The sequence below is a fragment of the Methylobacterium sp. Gmos1 genome, from assembly GCF_053764715.1.
In genome coordinates this window covers 50,733-69,514 of record NZ_JBSNCC010000026.1, presented here as the reverse complement: position 1 = coordinate 69,514, position 18,782 = coordinate 50,733, and the positions used below count along the sequence as shown (strand labels likewise).

Here is an 18,782-nt window from a genome sequence, read left to right as displayed (position 1 = left end):
CTCGCGCCAATCGGCCACGTCCCTCCCGCCGAGGCCGAAGCGAGCTATCATGCCAACGTCGGCGACCACGCCCTGGCCGCCTGACCCAAGACAAACAGCCTCCGAAAAACCCGGAGCGGTTCAGCTGGCACTCACCCTAAGTGTCTCTCACAAAACTCCCGATCACCGACTTCGCTCGATGTGGCAGCGCCAGCGCAGCGGGAGTTTTGTGAGGTGCACTAAATTTCATTCAGCCTGAGCTGCCGCCGTTCTCCTTGAAAATAGCGGAGGCCGGATCGCCCAAGTGAGGTGTCGGGCTTCCGTTTAACGGAACGACGCCACATAGTTCCTTGGGATCACCAACGCCGTTCGCATTACTTGGTCTAGAACCCGCACCTTGGGCCAGGACCGACCGCTCAAGGTCCGCAAGGTGCTCCTGGCTCAAGGCCGTCGCTCGCTTGCCTTCGAATGAGCAAGGGCGCCTTGCGCCGGGAACCGGGCCGCAGGAGAACCAGAGGTCGTCGCTCCGCTCACCACGTTGGCATCGTGCGGGGCGCCGCCCCGTTGCCGAATAGGTCGCCGGGGGCCTCGTTCGGCACCTCGATCTGCGCTCCCCAAACGCCGATCGTTTACGTCTGCCGCACGAAGGCGCTGCCGCCGGTCTCGGCAACAATCGTCGTACCGAAAATTAAGCGATGCAACATCTGAATGTCCCCGACATCGCGCCGTATGCAAATATCGGCGCCTTTCTCGAAGATAATCTATGAAATAAATGCTGCTATCACTATCGTAGATACGTGGACTCATACACTGATCTGCATGAATCAGACGAAGGTATCGGGCGAGCAGATTCGACGCCGGGTGCCATGCGGATCGGGTGGCCTCATCTGCCCAGAACCGCTTCAGCCGAAGGAAGCGAGTTCCCTCCGCGCCGCATCGACGGTCACGCCGAAGATCGATCCCCGGCCGCAGCGGGACTGAACCACGACCGGGTGGCCGAGCGACTGAGCGGACTGGTGCACGATGTGGAACCCGAGGCCGAGCCGGGCCCCATCGCGGCGGCCGGTGCGGTCGAAAGTCTCGAAAACGAGCATGAGGGCAGGTGAAAGACCGCCTCCGCGGCACCGGAGACCGCTTTTGGGCGATGAACAGCTCTTATGACTGCCGCAGTCCGAGGTCAGGAAGTGGCGCAACGCTGAACAAGCGGCAAGCGAACCGCTGACCCCTTGCAGACCTTCAAGCACCACAGCCCAGATGTCCGCTTCGTAGGAAGAAGCAGCCCCTCGAGCGGCGGCCACGACATCAGCAGGTACGGGCACATTAGCGACGCCGTGGGGCTCATCCGAAGGACGTTCGAGCTTCCTGGGGGCCGCACGACCGATTCAAGTCGGACAAGCCAGTTCGGTCGTTCAACGGCGTGAAGTCCCTTCGGGCACCCATGGGCTTTCATCGCGCATGTACCGCTGTCGCCGAGGCATACTGCGATTTCGCGGCGGAGGTCGCCAGCGACTGATGCAACGCCTGGGGTCTAAACCCGTTTAAGGGATTGCAAACGTGGGATAATTGTGATTCGAAGCGCCTCCCAGATGGAGGAGGTTATGGCAGATCTGTTCTGGCTGTCGGACGAGCAATGGCAGGCGATCGCGCCGTTCATGCCCACAAACCAGCCCGGCGCTCGTCGCAAGGACGACCGCACGATTCTGTCGGGCATCCTGCACGTCATCAAGTCCGGCTGCCGCTGGAAGGACTGTCCTGACGAGTACGGTCCCTCCACCACCGTCTACAACCGCTTCAACAGGTGGTCGCGCCGCCGCTTCTGGACCAGCATGCTGGAGGCCCTGGCCAAGGCCGGATGGTCCGGCGAAGCGGCCGCCCTCGACTCAACCTACGTCAAAGCCCAGCGCGCCGCCCACGGCGGAAAAGGGGGGCCCGCAAGCAGGCGATCGGCCCTTCGCGGGCGGGTCCGACCACCAAGATCCACGTCCTCACCGATGTGATCGGCCGCCCGGGCGTCATCCACCTCACCCCCGGCAACGCCAGCGACGTGAAGACCGCGCCTGCCGTGCTGGAACAAGCGCCCGGCCGCGTGTGCCGGCTCATCGCCGACAAGGGCTACGATGCCGACTGGCTGCGCCAGAACCTGCGCGAGCAGGGCATCAGCATCATCATTCCCGGCACCCGCGCCCGCAAGCGCAAGATCCGGCTGGACAAGCGACGGTATCGGGATCGCTGGCGGGTCGAGGCGGTGTTCTGCCGCCTCAAGGACTTCCGCCGCATCGCCACTCGCTACGACAAGCTCGCCCGCAACTTCGCATCGGCTCTCGCCCTCGCTGCCGTCGTGGCGTTCTGGTGCTGATTGAGTCTCAGTCCTGGATGCCCGAAAGGCGGGGCGGCCTTACCGGGACACCTCGCCTTGCCAGCGAAGGGCCTCGATCAGGCTTCGCATCGCCGGGGTGACCTGCCGGTCCGGGTAATAGAGATGGCAGCCAGGGAACGGCGGGCACCAGGAATCGAGCACCTGAACCAGACGGCCGGCCGCGATGTCGTCGGCGACCTCGTCCTCCAGCATGTAGCCGAGCCCAGCCCCGGCCCTGACAGCGGCCACCGCCAGGTTCCCGTCGTTCGCGATCAATTGACCGCTCGCGCGGACCCGAACCTCTCGGCCGTCGCGGGCAAACTCCCACGGCAGCAGGCCACCTCCGCCGACCAAGCGGTAGTTCACGCAGCGATGCGCCTCCAGGTCGGCCGGCATGTCTGGTCGCGGGTGGCGCGCGAAGTAGTCCGGTGTCCCGACCACCACCGTGCGCAGGTCTGGCCCGACGCGCACCGCCACCATGTCCCGCTCGACCGACTCGCCGAACCGGATGCCAGCGTCGAACCCCGCCGCCACGATGTCGGTCAGCCGGTCGTCGACGATCACCTCCACCGAGACGGCCGGGTGGTCGATGAGGAACCGGGGCAGCCTCGGTTCGAGGATGGTCTGGGCGGCGTAGGGAAACGTCGTCAGGCGCAGGCTGCCCGAGGGCTCGCCCCGCCACTCGGCCAGCGCGTCGAGGCCCCGGGCGACCTCGTCGAGCGCGGGGGCGACTGAGCGCAGCAGCCGTTCGCCGGCGGGGGTTGGGGCGACGCTGCGCGTGGTGCGGGCGAGAAGCCGCACGCCGTAGCGCGCCTCCAGCGCCCGCATCGTGTGGCTGAGGGCGGAGGCCGAGAGCCCCAACTCGGCCCCCGCCCGGGTGAAGCTACGATGGCGCGCCACCGCCGCGAAGGCCGCCAGATCGTCGAGGGTGCCGCGTCGCATTCCTGAGCCATCCTCATAAGCCCTTGCCGAGTATAGCGGCTAATCGCGGCGCCGGTCGCGGATTACCTCTCGCGCTTCAACAGAGAGGCGCGACGATGGACCTGACGCAGTATCGGACCCTGGGACGCTCGGGCTTGGCGGTGAGTCCGCTCGCCCTCGGCACCATGACCTTCGGCGCGGGCCGGTGGGGCTGCGACGCGACCGCTGCGGGCGCGATCCTCGACCGCTACGTCGAGGCAGGCGGCAACTTCATCGACACGGCCGACGTCTATTCGGGCGGCACGAGCGAGACGATGCTCGGCGACATGGTCGCGGAGCGCGGGCTGCGCGACCGTCTCGTCATCGCGACGAAGTCCGGCTTCTCGCGCGCGCAGGGCACGCCGCTCGCCGGCGGCAACAGCGCCCGCAACGTTCGCGCAGGCCTGGAAGGCTCGCTGCGCCGTCTCAAGACCCACTGGATCGACCTATATTGGACGCATGTCTGGGACCGGACCACCCCGCCCGAGGAGGTGCTGCTCGCCCTGACCGATGCCGTCTCGCGCGGCGACATCCTCTACTACGGCTTCTCGAACGCCCCAGCCTGGTACGCGGCGCAGATCGCCACCCTGGCGCGCGCCCACGGCCTGCCGGAGCCGGTCGGCCTGCAATACGCCTACTCGCTGGTCGACCGCGGGGTGGAACTCGACGTACTGCCCGCCGGCCGGGCGCTAGGCATGGGACTGGTGCCGTGGAGCCCCCTGGCGGCAGGCTTGCTGACGGGCAAGTACGGGCGCGACAAGCTCGCCGAGATCGGGCCGGCGGGGTCGCTCCCGGACCGTGCGGGCGACGCGGTTGTCGGCGGCAGCGACGGGCGGCTGAACGGCGACAACCCATTCGGCGGCATGCTGTTCACGGAGGCCAACTTCGCGGTGGTGGACGTGCTGCGGGCCGTGGCGGAGGAGAACGGCCGGCCGATGGCACAGGTCGCGCTCGCCTGGGTCGCGCGTCGGCCCGGCGTCTCGTCGGTCCTCGTGGGCGCGAGCCGCCCGGAGCAGCTCGTTCAGAACATCGGCGCGCTCGACATCACGTTGTCCCCCGAGCAGCAGGGCCGCCTGGACGCGGCGGGGCGACCGCCGAGCCTCAACCCCTATTTCATCTTCGATCTGCCGATGCCGACCATCTTCGGGGGACAGGCAGTCGAGGCTTGGCGGGGCTCTCCGGCGTCCTGAGGTCCCCGGCATTCCGGAGGGAGCGGGTACTCCCGCCCCTTTGCAGAAGCTGGGAACTTCCACTTGCGGGCTGGCTGGCGAGGCGGTGAGCTACGGGCGGAACGGTTGGATTCGAGGCAATCCGCTTTCGGACCCCCAACAGGGGAAGCGGTCGCTGAGCCGACGCCCCAAGGACGCATATGGATATAGGCAGCTTCGACCTGAACTTGCTGAAGGCTTTCGATGCCCTCTACGCCGAGCGCCATGTGACGCGTGCCGGGCTGCGCATCGGTCTCAGCCAATCCGCCATGAGCGGCACCCTCACCCGCTTGCGGGAATTGCTCGGGGACGAGTTGTTCGTGCGGACCCCGTCAGGCATGCGGCCCACGGTCCGCGCCGACGACCTCGCCGGCCCCGTGGCGGATGCGCTGCGCCTCGTGCGCAACGCGTTGCAGGCCGACGGCTTCGAGCCCGCGACCGCCGAGCGTGCCTTCACGGTCGCGATGAGCGACTACGCCGCGTTCCTCTTGTTGCCGCTGCTGCTGGCGCGCCTCGGCGTCGAGGCGCCGGGCATCGACCTGCGCGTGCGCGGGATGTTTGGTCGGGGCGAGGCGGTAGAACAACTCGACAGCGGCGAGGCGAACCTCGCGGTCGGCGTTCCGGTCGAGGCATTGGCGCGCATCCTCACGCGGCCGCTGCTTCGGGAAGGCTTCGCCTGCATCGCCCGGCGCGGGCACCCCGCGTTCGCGGCCGGCGTCGATCTCGAAGCCTTCGTGGCCGTGCCGCACCTCCTGGTCTCTCCCGAGGGTGACGGCCCAGGACTGGTCGACCGCAAGCTCGCCGAGCTGGGGCTCAAACGTCGCGTGGTGCTGAGCCTGCCGCAATTCCTGGTCGCGCCCTTCATCGTCGCCGAGAGCGACCTCGTCGCAACGCTCGCCGCCCGCGTCGCCCGGCGGTGCGCCGACTTCGGGGTCGGCATCACCGTGCACGAGCCGCCTGTCGTACTGCCCGATTGGCCGCTCGCGCTGATGTGGCACCGGCGAGCTGACGCGCACCCGGCCACCACGTGGCTGCGCGACGTCATCGCCGAGATCGCCGCGGCGGTCTGAAGCCATCGGCGAGAGCGATCTCGTCACATCAGAACGTACGATTTCCATCCAGCCCACGATTCCGATTGAACGGCCATGTCGAAGTTAAGACGGTGGCGGGCATGCGAGTTTTGGTGACAGGGGCGACGGGGTTGATCGGAGGCGCCGTGGCACGGCGCCTGAAACAAGGCGGCCACGAGGTCGTCGGGCTCGCCCGCTCGGAGAGGAGTGCTGCCAAGCTGGGAGGCGAGGGCTTCACGGTCGTTCGCGGAGACCTCTCCGATGGGTCCAGCGTCGCCGACGCCGTCCATGGGGTCGATGCCGTCGTCCATGCCGCCTCGCCGGGCGACCTGAACACGGCGGCTCACGATGAGACGGCGGTGCGCGCGATCATCCGCGGCCTCCGCGGAACGTCCAAGCGGTTCGTCTATACGAGCGGCTGCCTAGTCTACGGGTCGACCGGCGACACGCCCGCGACCGAGGACAGTCCGCTGAGCGCGGTCGCACTCGTCCGCTTCCGCGAAGCCCTCGAACGGGAGATCCTCAATGCGGCAGACCACGGGATTCACCCGGTCGTGATCCGGCCGGGTTGGGTCTACGGCAACCGGGGCGGCACCGCGATGATGATGGTCGGCGCGGCTGCGGAGCACGGCGTGGCGCGCTACGTCGGCGACGGACGGACCCGCTGGACGACGGTGCACGCCGACGACCTCGCCGACCTCTATGCGCTCGCGCTCGAACGGGCACCGGCAGGTTCGGTCTTCAACGGCGTCCACGGAGCGGCGACCCCCCTCATCGAAATCGCGCGAGCGGCAAGCGAGGCGGCTGGTGCCGGGGGGCGGGTGGAAGCATGGGCGCTCGAAGACGCGCGTTCGGTGCTTTGGGCGTTCGCCGACGCCATAGCATGCGATCAGGTCATCTCCGGTGAGAAGGCGGAGCGCGAACTCGGTTGGCGTCCGTCTCGCTGCTCCATCATCGACGAACTGCGGTCCTACCGGCCGGCAACCGAGTGAGGCAGGCCGGTATCCGTCTCAAGCAACTGGCAGTCCTGCCTCGGCGCCCCTACAGCGCACCCTCGGCGAGCAACTCGCGGGTGCGCTTCAGGGTGGACAACAGCGCGGCCTTGTAGCCCTGGCCGCCGTCGAACTGCGCCTGCTCGGCCTGCTCCTCGGGACCGCCCGGTTCCTTTCCGCGCAGGCCGAGGTAGCAGTAGAACCGAAGCTGCAGCGCGCCCGCCTCGTCCTCGAACAGCTCGTTGACGATGGCCCCTTCCCGCGGGCCGGTGGCCTGGAAGAAGGTCACCTTGGCCTCGGGCTCGAAGGCGATGATCTCGCGCAGGTCGACACCCCCGATGGTGGCCTCGCGCACGAGGTGGGTGGCGCTTTCCTCCACGACGTCGCACCGACTGCAGAGCCCCGGCGGCAGGAACTGGCGGGCGTCGCGGGCCTTGAGGACGAGGCCCGCCCAGGCCTGCGTGCGGGTCAGGGGAGCCTCCCCGTCCGGGTTCACCGGGACGGTTGCGGTCGAGTAGATCATGACGATGGTCCTTCCGATGGAGGTTGAGTGACGCTTGGGCGTCAGGCGGTCGCGATCTCGGCGGCGAGCGCGCGGTAGGTGCGCAGCGGGCGGCCGAGGAGCGAGGTCAGGCGCTCGACGTCGACGGCCTCCGGGACCATGCCGTCGGTCAGGAAGCGCTCGGCCATCAGGCGCATGTCGTAGGCCATCCAGCCCGGCATGAACTGCCGGAGGTTCCGCTCGAACCCGGCGGTGTCATCGCCGCCATAGGCGACGGGGCGGCCCAGCACCTGCGACCAGATCGCGGCCACGCCCTCGCCCGTCAGCGTCTCGGGTCCGACGACGTTGATCCGGTCCAGGGGAAGCGGCCCGTCGGCCCGCTCCCGGCGGATGAGTTCGAGGGCGGCGACCTCGCCGAGGTCGCGCGCGTCGACCATGGCCAAACCCCTGGCGCCGATGGGCATGGGGTAGACGCCGTGCTGCAGGACGACGTCCTTGACCGTCATCTCGTTGCTCATGAAGTAGGCGGGGCGCAGGATCGTGGCCTCGAAGCCCATCGCCTCGATCATCCGCTCGACCCCGAATTTGCCCGCGAAGTGGGGCACGTTCACGTAGACGTCGCTGTGGATCACCGACAGGTAGACGACCCGCTTGATCCCGGCTTCCCGGGAAAAGTTGAGAGCAATCAGCGCCTGGGTGAATTCGTCGGGCACCACGGCGTTGAGCAGGAAGAGCGTGGAAACGCCCTGGAAGGCGCCGCGAAGGGCGTCGACGTCGAGCAGGTCGCCCTGCGCCAGGGCCACGCCAGCCGGAAGTCCCGCCTTGGCCGGATCGCGGACAAGGGCACGCACGTCGGCGCCGCGCTTCACGAGGTTGTCGACGACATGGCGGCCGATGGTGCCGGTGGCGCCGGTGACGAGGATGGTCATGGGGTTTCTCCGGGTTGCTGCTGTTGACAGGCCGGAAATTAGCGATCCACGTTCTTACCGATAGACGCTATATCTGGACGATCCGTCTCGCTGGTGGAACGCATGGACCTTCTCGCCCTCGCCGACTTCAACCTCGTTGCCCGCCATGGCGGGTTCGGGCGCGCCCCTCGGGCGGCCGGACGCCCGAAGGCGACGCTGTCGCGCCGGGTCTCGGAACTGGAGGGCGCGCTTGCACTCCGCCTGTTCGAACGCGGCGCCCGCACCCTGACGCTCACCGAGGAGGGGCGGGCCCTCCACGAACGGACGGGGATGCTGCTGGCCGAGCTCGACGAGACCGCGGCGGCCATCGCCTCGGGCGGCGCGAATCCGCGCGGCCGGTTGCGGGTGAGCGCGCCGCTCCTGTTCTCACAGGTGGCCATGGGAAAGCTCGCGGCCGAGTTCGCCGTGAAGCACCCGGAGGTCCGGCTGGAGGTCACGACGGATGACCGGGCCGTCGACATGGTCGAGGAGGGCTACGACGTCGTGATCCGGGTCAACCCGGAGACCGACGAAAGCCTGGTCGGCCGCGTCTTCCTGCGCGACAGGCTGGTTGTCGTGGCCAGTGCAGCCCTCGGGCAGCCTCAGGGCAACCGGCCGGTTCCGGCGGTGGTGCGCGGTCCGGGCGGTGGAGATGCCTGGAAGGTGAAGGTGCCGGACGGGAGAGTGCGCATCCCGTTCGAGCCCGTCCTAAGGCTGTCGTCGTTGATCATGGTGCGCGACGCGGTCCGGGCCGGCGTCGGGGCGGCCTGCCTGCCCGTCTCGCTCGTGAGCCACGACATCGCCGCGGGCAGGCTGGTCCAATGGGGCGAAGTCGAGGGGCCCGAGATCGCACTTTGGACGCTCTACCCGTCCCGCCGGCTCCTCAGCGCCCGCGTCTCGGCCTTCCTCGACCACCTGAAGCAGGCGTTCCCGCAGGGCACGCCGGACGAGTTGGCGTCTTACATCGGCACGTGAGTACGGGCCGGCGCCCCGAAGCCTGCGCGTCATCGAAGGTGCGGCGGGCGTCCGCGATCACCGGCTCGTGCTTCCTTTCCAGCGCGCGAAGCTTTCCGAGGTTGGTAGCCAAGTCGCACCAGCCGTCTCGCATGTGGAACGGTACGTCTATACCGTACGACTATTCGCCCATTCGCGGATCGCTAGCTTTGGCCACGTGAGAAGCAGCCAGCTTCCCGGAGGCAGCCATGCAGACCGTATCGAGCGAACCCCCACCGAAGATCCTGGTCCTCGGCGCCACCGGCGGGACAGGCAGGCTCATCGTCGCCCAAAGCCTGGCGCGCGGCTACGACGTGACGGCGCTGGTGCGCTCGCCCGGGAAGGCGAAAAGCCTTCCCGGCGCCAAACTGGTGGTGGGCGACGCCCGTGACCCGCAGGTGCTGCGCGAGGCGCTGAGGGGGCGGGACGCGGTGGTGAGCGCGCTCGGCACGCCGGCAAGCCCGTTCAGGGAGGTGACGCTCCTGTCCGAGGTCACCCGGACCCTCGTCGGCGCCATGAGGGACGAAGGCGTCGCGCGCCTGGTCGCGGTCACCGGGATCGGCGCCGGCGACAGCCGGGGGCATGGCGGCTTCGCCTTCGACATGCTGATCCTCCCGCTGCTCCTGCGCCATGTCTACGCCGACAAGGACCGCCAGGAGGACATCGTGAGGCAGAGCGGACTCGACTGGGTCCTCGTCCGTCCCACCGTCCTGAGCAACAAGCCCGGCCGCGGCGCGGTCCGCGCGCTCGTCGACCTCGCCGGCTTCCATGGCGGGTCCGTCGCCCGGGAGGATGTCGCACGCTTCGTTCTCGACCAAGTCGAGACCGACGCCTGGATCGGCCGGACGCCCCTGATCACGTGGTGAGCGCCGGCCCATCCCGGTGGGTCGGGGAGTGCCGGTCAGGCGCCCTGGCCGGCCAGCGCCACGGCGTCGGCTCCGGCGGGGAGGCGCATCGGGCAGGCCGGGTCGGTCGCCGCGCGCCAGACCGCCTCCGCCACGTCGACGGAACGCGTCACCTCGTCCGGGGGCTGCTGCTGCCAAGCCGCGAACACCTCCTGCACCAGGCCGGCGTAGGGTTCGGGGAAGCCCGCCGTCATGCGAGCCCGTGCGGTTTGGCCAAACGCGGTTTCAGGAGCCCGCCCGGGGATGACCAGGCGCACCCGCACGCCGAACGGCTCCAATTCCAGGGCTAGGGACTCCGTGAAGGCGTTCACCGCGGCCTTGCTCGCCGTGTAGACGGAGAGCAGGTGCAGCGGCTTCTGCGTGACGCTGGAGGTCACGTTCACGACGACGCCGGCCCGGCGCTCTCGGAACTGTGGCAGCACCGCCTGGGTCATGGCCATCGTCCCGAACGTGTTCGTCTCGAAGATCTCGCGAACGACGCCCATCGGCGTGCCTTCGAGCGCGTTCAGCCAGCCAATGCCGGCGTTGTTGACCAGGACGTCGATAGATCCCGCCGCCTCGATGGCCTGCCGGATGCTCGTCGCATCGGTGACGTCGAGGGCGAGGACGCGCAGGCGGTCGGAGGCGGGTAGGTCCACCGCGCGCGGCGTACGCATGGTGGCTACCACGTTCCAGCCCCGGTCGAGGAAAAGGCGGGCGATCTCAAGACCGAACCCGGACGAGCATCCAGTGATCAGGACGGTTTGCATGTCGGCTCCAACAGGTTGTGACGCTCGTTGGATAGATCCGCTCGCCGGGACGATCTACAATCGTGCGTCCTGATCTCATTAGCGACAGTCCGGAAATGTCCGATCCGCTCGCCGACGTCGTCACCCTGCTCCGTCCCAGCGCCGCGTTCTCCAAGTCCGTGAGCGCCTCGGGTCCCTGGCGCGTCCGCCGGGCGGAGCACGGTCGCCCATTCTACTGCGCCGCGCTGGAGGGCTCATGCCGTCTGGCAATCCGGGACCGCGATCCGGTGGTCCTGGAGCAGGGGGACTTCCTCCTTGTCCCGGCCGCGGACGCGTTCGAGATGTCGAGCCTCACGCCCCCGACCGAAGGCTCCGAGACGATGCCAGTCGAGGTGGGGCCCGGCGAGTTCCGGGTCGGGCGGCAGGACGGCCCGGCGGACGTCCGCATGCTCGTCGGCTACTGCACCTTCGGCTCGCCCGACGCAGGCCTGCTGGTGTCGCTACTGCCGAGCCTCGTCCACGTCCGAGGCGAGACCAGGCTGGCCTCCCTCATGTACCTCGTCGGCGAAGAGGCGCGTCGGCGTAGGCCCGCGCGGGACCTCATCTTGGAGCGGCTTCTGGAGGTCATGCTGATCGAGGCGCTGCGCTCCATGGGCGGCCCCGCGCTGTCACCGGGCCTCCTGCGGGGACTCGGCGACGAACGCTTGGGCGTGGCCTTGCGCAGGATGCACGAGATGCCGACCGCCGCGTGGACCGTTGCAGGGCTGGCGCAGGAGGCGGGGCTCTCGCGCTCCGTGTTCTTCGAGCGCTTCAGGCGCGCGGTCGGTGTCGCGCCGATGGAGTATCTCCTTGCTTGGCGAATGGCCCTGGCGAAGGACCTTCTCCGGCGCGAGGGCGGCGGCATCGCCGAGGTGGCCGTACGAGTGGGTTACGGCTCCGCGAGCGCGTTCAGCGTGGCGTTTTCCCGCCATGTGGGCTTGCCGCCGGCGGCGTATGCGCGGGAGCACAGTCAATCGGCTTGACCAGCGCACAACGGCAGGTGCTGGGGCCATCAACGAGGCCTAATGTGTATCAGCACCGAAGCGGATCCCAGTCCAGAGTTTTGCCTAGACCATTTATCGTAAACTAAGAAAATCGCTTCAGGCGGGGTCCCGATTGGCGCCGATCGAGACCCCGCCTCCAGTGACATTTCCAATGTAGCTCCAAAGCTTGTTTCTGATCCAGCCCGGGGTCCCACTTCGATGTCGAATCACAGTCAACCTCCGTGCTTTGCGAAAAACTGCCGAGCCTCGGGACGGGTCGCAGTCTATGCCAGATGGATGCGACAGTGAAGCTCTTTGAACAGCATCGGCGTCATGCCGAACCGGCGCACAAAAGATTTTGATAGTTGTGCTCCGGTAGAATAGCCGGTCAGCAATGCTATCTCCTTCAGCGGCATGTTCGTGGCGAGCAAGGTGCGGACTCGGTCCAGCCTCAATGTCTCGACGAAATACGCGGGCGTCTCGCCGGTGCTCTGAGTGAACTTCCTGAGGAACGTGCGCTCCGACATCACGACCCTTTCGGCCAGGTGTCCCACACCCAAATCCTGGGCGAGATTCTCGCGCATCCAGTCGATCAGCGAGGCGAACGGTGCGTCCGCGTGGGACTGCGCCTCAAGCACCGGGCTGAACTGCGATTGAAAGCCAGGACGGCGCGCATACAGCACGAGGCGCTTGGCGATGGCGTGAGCCACTGTGTTTCCGAGGTCGGCAGCCACCATCTCCAGGCTCATGTCGATTCCTGTCGTGACGCCCGCCGAGGTCCAGACTGCACCGTCGTTGACGAACAGTGCGTTCCTGTCGACCTCGACGTCGGGCCATTGCTCGGCGAGCCGAGTACAGGCCGACCAGTGCGTTGCGACGCGTTTCCCATGGAGGAGGCCGAACTGCGCCAGTACGAACGTCCCGCTGCAAACCGAACCGTAGCGGCGCGCCCGTCCGCTGACCGCTGTCGCCCAGCGTCTCACGGCCTCGTTCGCGACCAGCCCGTCCAGGCCGACCTCGTCGCCGCCGGCGATGAGCAGCGTATCGACGGTGTCTGACGGCACTTCATCCATCCGCTGAGTGACGAGGGATATCGCGCTGCTCGTCTGCACCGGACCGCCCATCGCGGACAGAATACGGACCTCGTAGTGCGCTTCCGCGACCGCATCGTTGCCGGCCTCGAAAACCATGGCCGGCCCAGTGACGTCGAGCACTTGGCAGCGCGGAAAAACCAGGATCGCGATGGTGAGAGGCGGCCTCATTGGCGGAAATTAGCCGGTTTTTGTCATTTACACCACGGGGTGGAGCCGCAAGGATTCCCGAAAGCGAGGATCCTCCATGACGGCGATCACTATTGGCTTCTTGATTTTCCCCAAGGTCACGCAACTTGATCTCACCGGCCCGGCACAAGTGTTGAGCCGCGTCCCCGGGGCCAAGGTGCATCTCGTTTGGCGGGCGATCGAGCCAATCGAGACCGATGTCGGCTTCACGATCAATCCGACGATCACGTTCGAGGACTGTCCGCAACTCGATGTCGTGTGCGCGCCGGGCGGGTTCGGTGTCGTGGACCAGCTGAATGACGGGACAACAATGGACTTCCTGCGCCGGCAGGCTGCCGGCGCCCGCTACGTCACCTCGGTCTGCAACGGCTCCCTCCTACTGGGCGCGGCGGGCCTGCTCACCGGGTACAAGTCGGCCTGCCACTGGATGTGGCGTCACTACCTGACGCAATTCGGTGCGGAGCCGGTCGCGGCGCGGGTCGTGCGGGACCGCAACCGCATCTCGGGCGGCGGCGTGACCTCCGGCATCGACTTCGCATTCTCACTGGCGAGCGAGCTGGCGGGCGAGGAGGCGGCCCGCATGATCCAGCTGGGTCTCGAATACGACCCGCAGCCGCCGCTCGACAGCGGTTCGTCCGACAAGGCCGGGCCCGAGCGCGTGGCGCGTGCCCGCGCCGCGCTCGAGCCCTCGCGCCAGCACATCGAGGGCCGCATCGCCGAGGCCGCCCGCCGCCTTTCGCTCGCGCCCTGATCCGAACGCCGGACCCGCCGGAGGCCCCATGAAATTCGTCATTCTCACCTGTCTCGCGGTCGCCGCGGCGCTGACCGCGCTGCCGGTCGCCGCCCAGATCTCGGACGGTGTCGTCAAGCTCGGCGTGATCAACGATCAGTCCGGTCCCTACTCGTCGTTGACGGGGCCCGGCGCGGTCCTGGCGGCTAAGATGGCGGTCGAAGATCTCAAGCCGCGGCTCGGCGACATCAAGGTCGAGATGCTGACCGCCGACCACCAGAACAAGCCGGATGTCGGCTCGGCGATTGTGAAGCGCTGGTTCGATGTCGAGAAGATCGACGCCGTCGTCGACGTCTCGAATTCGTCCGTGGCGCTGGCCGTCCAGTCGTTGATCAGGGAGAAGAACAAGGTCGCCCTCTACGGAATTGTCGGCACCACCGAGCTGACCGGCAGGCAATGCGCGGCCACCGGCTTCTCATGGGTGCACGACGCCTACGCCCTGGTCTCCGGTCCGACGAAGACACTCACCAAGGGAGCAAACGACACCTGGTACTTCATGGGTGCCGATTTCGAATTCGGAAAGAACATGGTGAAGGTCGCCAAGACCTTGGTCGCGGATCATGGAGGCAGGACCCTGGGGGAGATTTTCCACCCGATGAGCGAACTGGACTACAGCTCGTATCTGCTGCAGGCAAAAAGCTCGCAGGCGACATTCGTCGCGTTCGCCAATGCGGGCTCGCAGCTCGTCAACACGATGAAGCAATGGCAAGAGTTCGGCATGCAGGACGGCAGGCAGAAGCCGATCGCGACGCTGCTATCCATTGCCGACGTACACGCGGCAGGGCTCGACGTCATGCAGGGCCTGACGGCGACCACCGCCTGGTACTGGAACCTGGACGACGACACCCGCGCCTTCGCGCATCGGTTCTTCGAGCGCTTCAAGGCCATGCCCACCGAGTCGCAGGCTGGGATGTACTCGGCCGTCACGCACTATCTCAAGGCCGTGATCGCGACCCGGAGCGATGCCACGGACACGGTGGTCCGGTGGATGCGCGCGACGCCGGTCAACGACATGTTCGCCCGCAACGCGAGGCTGCGCGAGGACGGCAAGCTCGCCCACGACTTCCTGCTCGTGTCGGTGAAGTCCAAAGCGGAGTCGAAGGTGCCCTGGGACTACTACAGGATCGACGCGGTCGTCCCGGCGAGCGACGCGTTCCTCCCCCTCGATGCGAGCGATTGCCCATTGGTGGCCGGCGCAGCAAAGTCGCGGTGACGGGCCGGACGCGGCCGGGCCTCGGCGACGAGGCCGTCCGGGCTCCGATCCGACGATCCGGTTCCACCACCGGCGCGGAAGGCCGGGCCGACCTCATCCGCAATCGCGAGGTGCGAGCACATGCATGACCTTGTTCTGAGCGGCGGCCGGATCGTGGATCCGGAGAGCGGCTTCGATGGGATCGCGGACCTCGCCGTTGCCGGCGGCCGGATCGTCGCGATCGGGGACGCGCTCGGCACCGCCCGCCGGACGCTGCCAGTCGACGGGCTCGTGGTCGCACCTGGCTTCATCGACCTGCACGCCCACGGGCAATGCGTTCCGTCCGACAGGATGCAGGCCTTCGACGGCGTGACGACGGCCCTCGAACTCGAGCTCGGGGTCTGGCCCGTCGCGCGCTGGTACGACGAGCAGGCTCTGGCCGGGCGCGTGCTCAATTACGGCGCCTCGACCGGATGGGTCTTCGCCCGCATCGCCGCTAAAACGGCGCAGCAGACGGAATCGAGCATCGCCGGCATGGGCCGGGCGATGCAGGACAGGCGCTGGGCGGACGAGGTCGCGAGCCCGGCCGAGACCGACGACATCGTCGAGCGCGTCCGCGTCGGCCTCGAGCAGGGCGGTCTCGGGATCGGCTTCCCGAACGCCTACGCGCCCGGGGCCGGCGTGAAGGAGATCTCCGCGCTCTGCAGCCTCGCGGCGGCGGCGGGCACGCCCACCTTCACCCACATCGCTTACATGTCCAACGTCGACCCGCTGAGCTCGGTCGAGGCCTATACCCGGCTCATCGGCCTCGCGGGGTCGACCGGCGCCCACATGCATATCTGCCACTTCAACTCGACGAGCCTGCAGGACGTCGAGCGGGCTGCCGAACTCGTCCGCACCGCCCAGGGGCAGGGCCTCAAGGTCACGGTCGAAGCCTATCCCTACGGCACCGGATCGACGGTGGTCGGGGCGGTGTTCTTCGCCGATCCCGCATTCCCGGAGCGCACCGGCGGAGGCTACGACTCCATCCAGAGCCTCGCCTCGGGACGTAGGTTCACCGATCGCGAGGATGTCCTCGCCGCCCAGGCCGAGGATCCGGGTGGGCTGGTCCTCTGGCATTTCCTCGACGTCGCGGCCGATGAGCGGCACCGCGAACTCCTTGACGTCTCCGTGCTGTTTCCCGGCGGGGCGATCGCGTCGGACGCCGTCCCGTGGCTGCTGCCCGACGGATCGACCTATCTCGGGCAGGCCTGGCCGCTGCCGGAGGACGCCGTCTCGCATCCGCGGTCGAGCGGCACCTTCACGCGCTTCCTGCGCGAGTGGGTCCGGGAGCGGAACGCCGTGTCGCTGGCGGAAGGCCTGGCGAAATGCGCTCTCATCCCGGCCCGGATCATGGAGGCCAGCACGCCCGCGCTGCGCCGGAAGGGACGGCTCCAGGCCGGGTGTGACGCCGACATCGTCTGCTTCGATCTCGGCACCCTGACCGACCGGGCCGATTTCCGGCATTCCAATCGCGCGTCCGAAGGGGTGCGCCACCTCCTGGTCGGGGGCGAGCCCGTGATCGCGGACGGCGGCCTCGTGCTCGATGCAAGGCCGGGCCGGCCGGTTCGCAGAACCCCTTCCGCATGACCGTCCCCGTCCTGCTGGTGTCCGGGTTCCTCGGGGCCGGAAAGACCACGCTCGTCAGCCATCTCCTCGCGCATGCGGAGGGCCGGCGCATCGCGGCGGTGGTCAACGATTTCGGTGCGATCGACATCGACGCGGCCCTGATCGCCCAGTCGACCGGCACGGTCGTCAGCCTCAAGAACGGCTGCATCTGCTGCAACCTGCAGGGGGACCTGATGCGCACCCTCGTGCAACTGATCCGGCGCGACCCGGTGCCGGACGCCATCGTGATCGAGACCAGCGGCGCATCGGATCCGGCCGAGATCGTCAGAACCCTCCTCGATCCGGTCATCTACGCCGCCACGCCGCTCGACACCGTCGTCAGCGTGATCGATGCCCGCCACCTCGCCGACCGTCCTGCTCTCGCCGACGATGCCCTGTGGCGTGCGCAGCTCGCCGCGGCGGACTTCGTCATCGTCGCGAAGACCGACCTCGTCGACGCGGCGGAGCTCGCCGGCATCCGCGCGGCGGTGGCGCAGTGGAAGCCGCCGCGCTCGACCTTCGAGGCCGTTCGGGGCGCGGTGCCCCTCGATCTCCTGTTCCACCGCGGCGAGCCCGCGGCGGCGGCGCCGCGAGAAGGGCGACGGCTGCCGGCGGCGGAGCGCTTCGACTCGCTGAGCTGGACGGCCTCCCGTCCGCTGTCGCTCGCGCGCTTCCAGGCCGCCATCGGGCGCCTCACGCCTGGCCTGCTGCGCGCCAAGGGCTTCGTGACCTTCGACCACGCGCCGCACCGGCCGATGCTGTTCCAGCTGGTCGGCGCCCGCGCCACGATCATCGCGAGCCCTGTCGCGGCCCGCGAGGAGGTCTGCGCCCGCCTCGTCCTGATCTGGGAGGCGGGATGCCTCGACCGCGACGACGCGCTCCGCCTCCTCGGCGACGCGGTCGCTCCCGCGGGAGAGGCGGCGGGCCTCAGTACCGCCCGGGCCTGAGCGGGAGGGGCACCACGAAGGGCGGCGTCCCGGACATCATCTCGGCCAGCAGGCGCCCGGTGGTGGGCCCGAGGGTGAAGCCTTGATGCCCGTGGCCGAAATGCAGCCACAAGCCCCGATGACGGGGCGCCTCGCCCACGACCGGCAGCATGTCGGGCATGCACGGCCGCGTTCCGATCCAGGGCGTGTTCTCGCGCGGAGCGCCGAGATCGACGAGTTCCCTTGCCGCGGCTTCGGCGCGCAGGAGCTGGACCGGCGTCCCCTCCGCCTCCGGCGCGGCGAATTCCGCGCCGGTCGTGATCCGCGTACCCTGGACCATCGGGGCCATGACGTAGCCGTTCGCCGCATCCATCAGCGGCAGGTTGAGCCCGCGTCCGGAGCGCCAATGCCGATGGTAGCCACGCTTGCGGACCATCGGGAACGCGTAGCCGAAGCGGCGCAGCAGCTCGGGGGACCAGGGGCCGAGCGCGACGACCGCGGCCGATGCCTCGACCGGCCCGTCCGCACTACGCACGGCCCAGCCGGTGGCGGTCCGGGTCAGGGTCTCCGCTTCGCCCCGCACGAGGCTGCCCCCGCGCCGCCTGAACAGGTCGGTATAGGCGGCGACGAGGCGGCCCGGATCGCTGATGGACCAGGCGTCGAGCTGATGGATGGCGCCTTCGCCGGCGACTTTCAGCGCGGGCTCCAGCGCACTCAGGGTGGCTGCGGAGAGAGGCTGTGAGCGGACACCGTAGCGCGCACGCAGCCGTTCCGCCGCCGCCGCCGCCGCATCCATCGCGCGCGCCGTGCGGTACAGGATGCGAAACCCGCCGCGGTCGACCAGGTTCGCCGCGCCGGCCTCGCCGATCAGCGCGTCGTGCTCGGCGGTCGCGTGCGCGATGAGGCCCGCATAGACCTCCGACGCGCGCCGGTGACGCCGCGGCGAGGAATGCCACCAATAGCGCAGAAGAGGGCCGAGATGGTGCGGGAGCGCGCGGACATCGTAGTGCACGTCGTTGCTCCGGCCGAGCGCGATCGCGAACAGGGTCGCTAAGTCCCGCGGCATGGCGTAGGGCTCGACCGCCTCGCCCTGGATGATGCCGGCATTCCCGTAGCTCGTCTCCGAGCCCGGCGCCGACCTGTCGACGAGGGCGACGATCCAGCCGCGCGATTGGAGGTGGAGGGCCGCTCCCACGCCGGCCATCCCGGCCCCGAGAACAAGGACATCGCGCACAGGTCGCTCCGTTCGTGCCGCAAGTTGGTCGATCGCGTGATCGGCGCCGCC

General features: G+C 68.5%; 17 protein-coding genes and 1 pseudogene. 11 read left to right on the top strand and 7 right to left on the bottom strand.

Going from position 1 to position 18,782, the window contains the following annotated elements; genetic code table 11:
- Positions 1-881: 881 nt before the first annotated feature.
- Complete coding sequence (locus tag ACS5PV_RS29495) at positions 882-1,073, bottom strand: ATP-binding protein (protein ID WP_455398892.1); 192 nt, start codon at positions 1,071-1,073, stop codon at positions 882-884.
- A 492-nt stretch (positions 1,074-1,565) separates the two neighbouring features.
- On the opposite strand from ACS5PV_RS29495, the pseudogene ACS5PV_RS29490 reads away from it, so the two are divergent.
- Positions 1,566-2,335: pseudogene (locus tag ACS5PV_RS29490) on the top strand (IS5 family transposase).
- A 39-nt stretch (positions 2,336-2,374) separates the two neighbouring features.
- Here ACS5PV_RS29490 and ACS5PV_RS29485 read toward each other — a convergent pair.
- Positions 2,375-3,277, bottom strand: a complete 903-nt coding sequence (locus tag ACS5PV_RS29485) for a LysR family transcriptional regulator (protein ID WP_455398891.1) — start codon at positions 3,275-3,277, stop codon at positions 2,375-2,377.
- Between the two features lie 95 nt (positions 3,278-3,372).
- Between ACS5PV_RS29485 and ACS5PV_RS29480 the strand changes: the two genes are divergently transcribed.
- From ACS5PV_RS29480 to ACS5PV_RS29470, 3 genes are all read left to right on the top strand, one after another.
- On the top strand, positions 3,373-4,485 hold the full coding sequence (locus ACS5PV_RS29480; RefSeq protein ID WP_455398890.1) for an aldo/keto reductase: 1,113 nt from the start codon (positions 3,373-3,375) through the stop codon (positions 4,483-4,485).
- Between the two features lie 179 nt (positions 4,486-4,664).
- Complete coding sequence (locus tag ACS5PV_RS29475) at positions 4,665-5,573, top strand: LysR substrate-binding domain-containing protein (RefSeq protein ID WP_455398889.1); 909 nt, start codon at positions 4,665-4,667, stop codon at positions 5,571-5,573.
- 101 nt (positions 5,574-5,674) lie between these two features.
- The gene (locus ACS5PV_RS29470) at positions 5,675-6,565 is read left to right on the top strand and encodes an NAD-dependent epimerase/dehydratase family protein (RefSeq protein ID WP_455398895.1); all 891 of its coding nucleotides are present in this window, start codon (positions 5,675-5,677) and stop codon (positions 6,563-6,565) included.
- Positions 6,566-6,614: 49 nt separating this feature from the next.
- Here ACS5PV_RS29470 and ACS5PV_RS29465 read toward each other — a convergent pair whose 3' ends face one another.
- A complete protein-coding gene (locus ACS5PV_RS29465; protein WP_455398888.1) occupies positions 6,615-7,088 on the bottom strand; it encodes an SRPBCC family protein in 474 nt (157 codons plus the stop codon).
- Positions 7,089-7,129: 41 nt separating this feature from the next.
- On the bottom strand, positions 7,130-7,996 hold the full coding sequence (locus ACS5PV_RS29460; protein WP_455398887.1) for an SDR family oxidoreductase: 867 nt from the start codon (positions 7,994-7,996) through the stop codon (positions 7,130-7,132).
- A gap of 102 nt (positions 7,997-8,098) precedes the next feature.
- Between ACS5PV_RS29460 and ACS5PV_RS29455 the strand changes: the two genes are divergently transcribed.
- Positions 8,099-8,989 carry a LysR family transcriptional regulator gene (locus tag ACS5PV_RS29455; RefSeq protein ID WP_455398886.1) on the top strand — a complete coding sequence of 297 codons (891 nt, stop codon included), beginning with the start codon at positions 8,099-8,101 and terminating at the stop codon, positions 8,987-8,989.
- 227 nt (positions 8,990-9,216) lie between these two features.
- Positions 9,217-9,873, top strand: coding sequence for an NAD(P)-dependent oxidoreductase (locus ACS5PV_RS29450; protein WP_455398885.1), 657 nt, complete (start codon positions 9,217-9,219; stop codon positions 9,871-9,873).
- Positions 9,874-9,908: 35 nt separating this feature from the next.
- On the opposite strand, the gene ACS5PV_RS29445 is transcribed toward ACS5PV_RS29450, so the two are convergent.
- Complete coding sequence (locus ACS5PV_RS29445) at positions 9,909-10,661, bottom strand: SDR family oxidoreductase (RefSeq protein WP_455398884.1); 753 nt, start codon at positions 10,659-10,661, stop codon at positions 9,909-9,911.
- A gap of 95 nt (positions 10,662-10,756) precedes the next feature.
- On the opposite strand from ACS5PV_RS29445, the gene ACS5PV_RS29440 reads away from it, so the two are divergent.
- On the top strand, positions 10,757-11,662 hold the full coding sequence (locus tag ACS5PV_RS29440; RefSeq protein WP_455398883.1) for an AraC family transcriptional regulator: 906 nt from the start codon (positions 10,757-10,759) through the stop codon (positions 11,660-11,662).
- A 284-nt stretch (positions 11,663-11,946) separates the two neighbouring features.
- On the opposite strand, the gene ACS5PV_RS29435 is transcribed toward ACS5PV_RS29440, so the two are convergent.
- Positions 11,947-12,924, bottom strand: coding sequence for a GlxA family transcriptional regulator (locus tag ACS5PV_RS29435; protein ID WP_455398882.1), 978 nt, complete (start codon positions 12,922-12,924; stop codon positions 11,947-11,949).
- Positions 12,925-13,000: 76 nt separating this feature from the next.
- Here ACS5PV_RS29435 and ACS5PV_RS29430 point away from each other — a divergent pair, with 76 nt between their 5' ends.
- From ACS5PV_RS29430 to ACS5PV_RS29415, 4 genes are all read left to right on the top strand, one after another.
- Positions 13,001-13,693 (top strand): DJ-1/PfpI family protein, encoded by a 693-nt coding sequence (locus ACS5PV_RS29430; RefSeq protein WP_455398881.1) that lies wholly within the window; start codon positions 13,001-13,003, stop codon positions 13,691-13,693.
- 28 nt (positions 13,694-13,721) lie between these two features.
- On the top strand, positions 13,722-14,945 hold the full coding sequence (locus tag ACS5PV_RS29425; protein WP_455398880.1) for an ABC transporter substrate-binding protein: 1,224 nt from the start codon (positions 13,722-13,724) through the stop codon (positions 14,943-14,945).
- Positions 14,946-15,065: 120 nt separating this feature from the next.
- Positions 15,066-16,553 carry an amidohydrolase family protein gene (locus ACS5PV_RS29420; protein WP_455398879.1) on the top strand — a complete coding sequence of 496 codons (1,488 nt, stop codon included), beginning with the start codon at positions 15,066-15,068 and terminating at the stop codon, positions 16,551-16,553.
- The gene (locus tag ACS5PV_RS29415) at positions 16,550-17,518 is read left to right on the top strand and encodes a CobW family GTP-binding protein (RefSeq protein WP_455398878.1); all 969 of its coding nucleotides are present in this window, start codon (positions 16,550-16,552) and stop codon (positions 17,516-17,518) included. The genes ACS5PV_RS29420 and ACS5PV_RS29415 overlap by 4 nt, the downstream gene beginning before the upstream one ends.
- Here ACS5PV_RS29415 and ACS5PV_RS29410 read toward each other — a convergent pair.
- A complete protein-coding gene (locus ACS5PV_RS29410) occupies positions 17,499-18,731 on the bottom strand; it encodes an NAD(P)/FAD-dependent oxidoreductase (protein WP_455398877.1) in 1,233 nt (410 codons plus the stop codon). The genes ACS5PV_RS29415 and ACS5PV_RS29410 overlap by 20 nt on opposite strands.
- Positions 18,732-18,782 lie beyond the last annotated feature (51 nt).

Coding starts and splice junctions, on each gene's coding strand:
- ACS5PV_RS29475 (WP_455398889.1), top strand. CDS start 4,665: ATGGATATAGGCAGCTTCGACCTGAACTTGCTGAAGGCTTTCGATGCC.
- ACS5PV_RS29435 (WP_455398882.1), bottom strand. CDS start 12,924: ATGAGGCCGCCTCTCACCATCGCGATCCTGGTTTTTCCGCGCTGCCAA.
- ACS5PV_RS29480 (WP_455398890.1), top strand. CDS start 3,373: ATGGACCTGACGCAGTATCGGACCCTGGGACGCTCGGGCTTGGCGGTG.
- ACS5PV_RS29415 (WP_455398878.1), top strand. CDS start 16,550: ATGACCGTCCCCGTCCTGCTGGTGTCCGGGTTCCTCGGGGCCGGAAAG.
- ACS5PV_RS29440 (WP_455398883.1), top strand. CDS start 10,757: ATGTCCGATCCGCTCGCCGACGTCGTCACCCTGCTCCGTCCCAGCGCC.
- ACS5PV_RS29465 (WP_455398888.1), bottom strand. CDS start 7,088: ATGATCTACTCGACCGCAACCGTCCCGGTGAACCCGGACGGGGAGGCT.
- ACS5PV_RS29450 (WP_455398885.1), top strand. CDS start 9,217: ATGCAGACCGTATCGAGCGAACCCCCACCGAAGATCCTGGTCCTCGGC.
- ACS5PV_RS29495 (WP_455398892.1), bottom strand. CDS start 1,073: ATGCTCGTTTTCGAGACTTTCGACCGCACCGGCCGCCGCGATGGGGCC.
- ACS5PV_RS29470 (WP_455398895.1), top strand. CDS start 5,675: ATGCGAGTTTTGGTGACAGGGGCGACGGGGTTGATCGGAGGCGCCGTG.
- ACS5PV_RS29460 (WP_455398887.1), bottom strand. CDS start 7,996: ATGACCATCCTCGTCACCGGCGCCACCGGCACCATCGGCCGCCATGTC.
- ACS5PV_RS29485 (WP_455398891.1), bottom strand. CDS start 3,277: ATGCGACGCGGCACCCTCGACGATCTGGCGGCCTTCGCGGCGGTGGCG.
- ACS5PV_RS29420 (WP_455398879.1), top strand. CDS start 15,066: ATGCATGACCTTGTTCTGAGCGGCGGCCGGATCGTGGATCCGGAGAGC.
- ACS5PV_RS29445 (WP_455398884.1), bottom strand. CDS start 10,661: ATGCAAACCGTCCTGATCACTGGATGCTCGTCCGGGTTCGGTCTTGAG.
- ACS5PV_RS29455 (WP_455398886.1), top strand. CDS start 8,099: ATGGACCTTCTCGCCCTCGCCGACTTCAACCTCGTTGCCCGCCATGGC.
- ACS5PV_RS29425 (WP_455398880.1), top strand. CDS start 13,722: ATGAAATTCGTCATTCTCACCTGTCTCGCGGTCGCCGCGGCGCTGACC.
- ACS5PV_RS29430 (WP_455398881.1), top strand. CDS start 13,001: ATGACGGCGATCACTATTGGCTTCTTGATTTTCCCCAAGGTCACGCAA.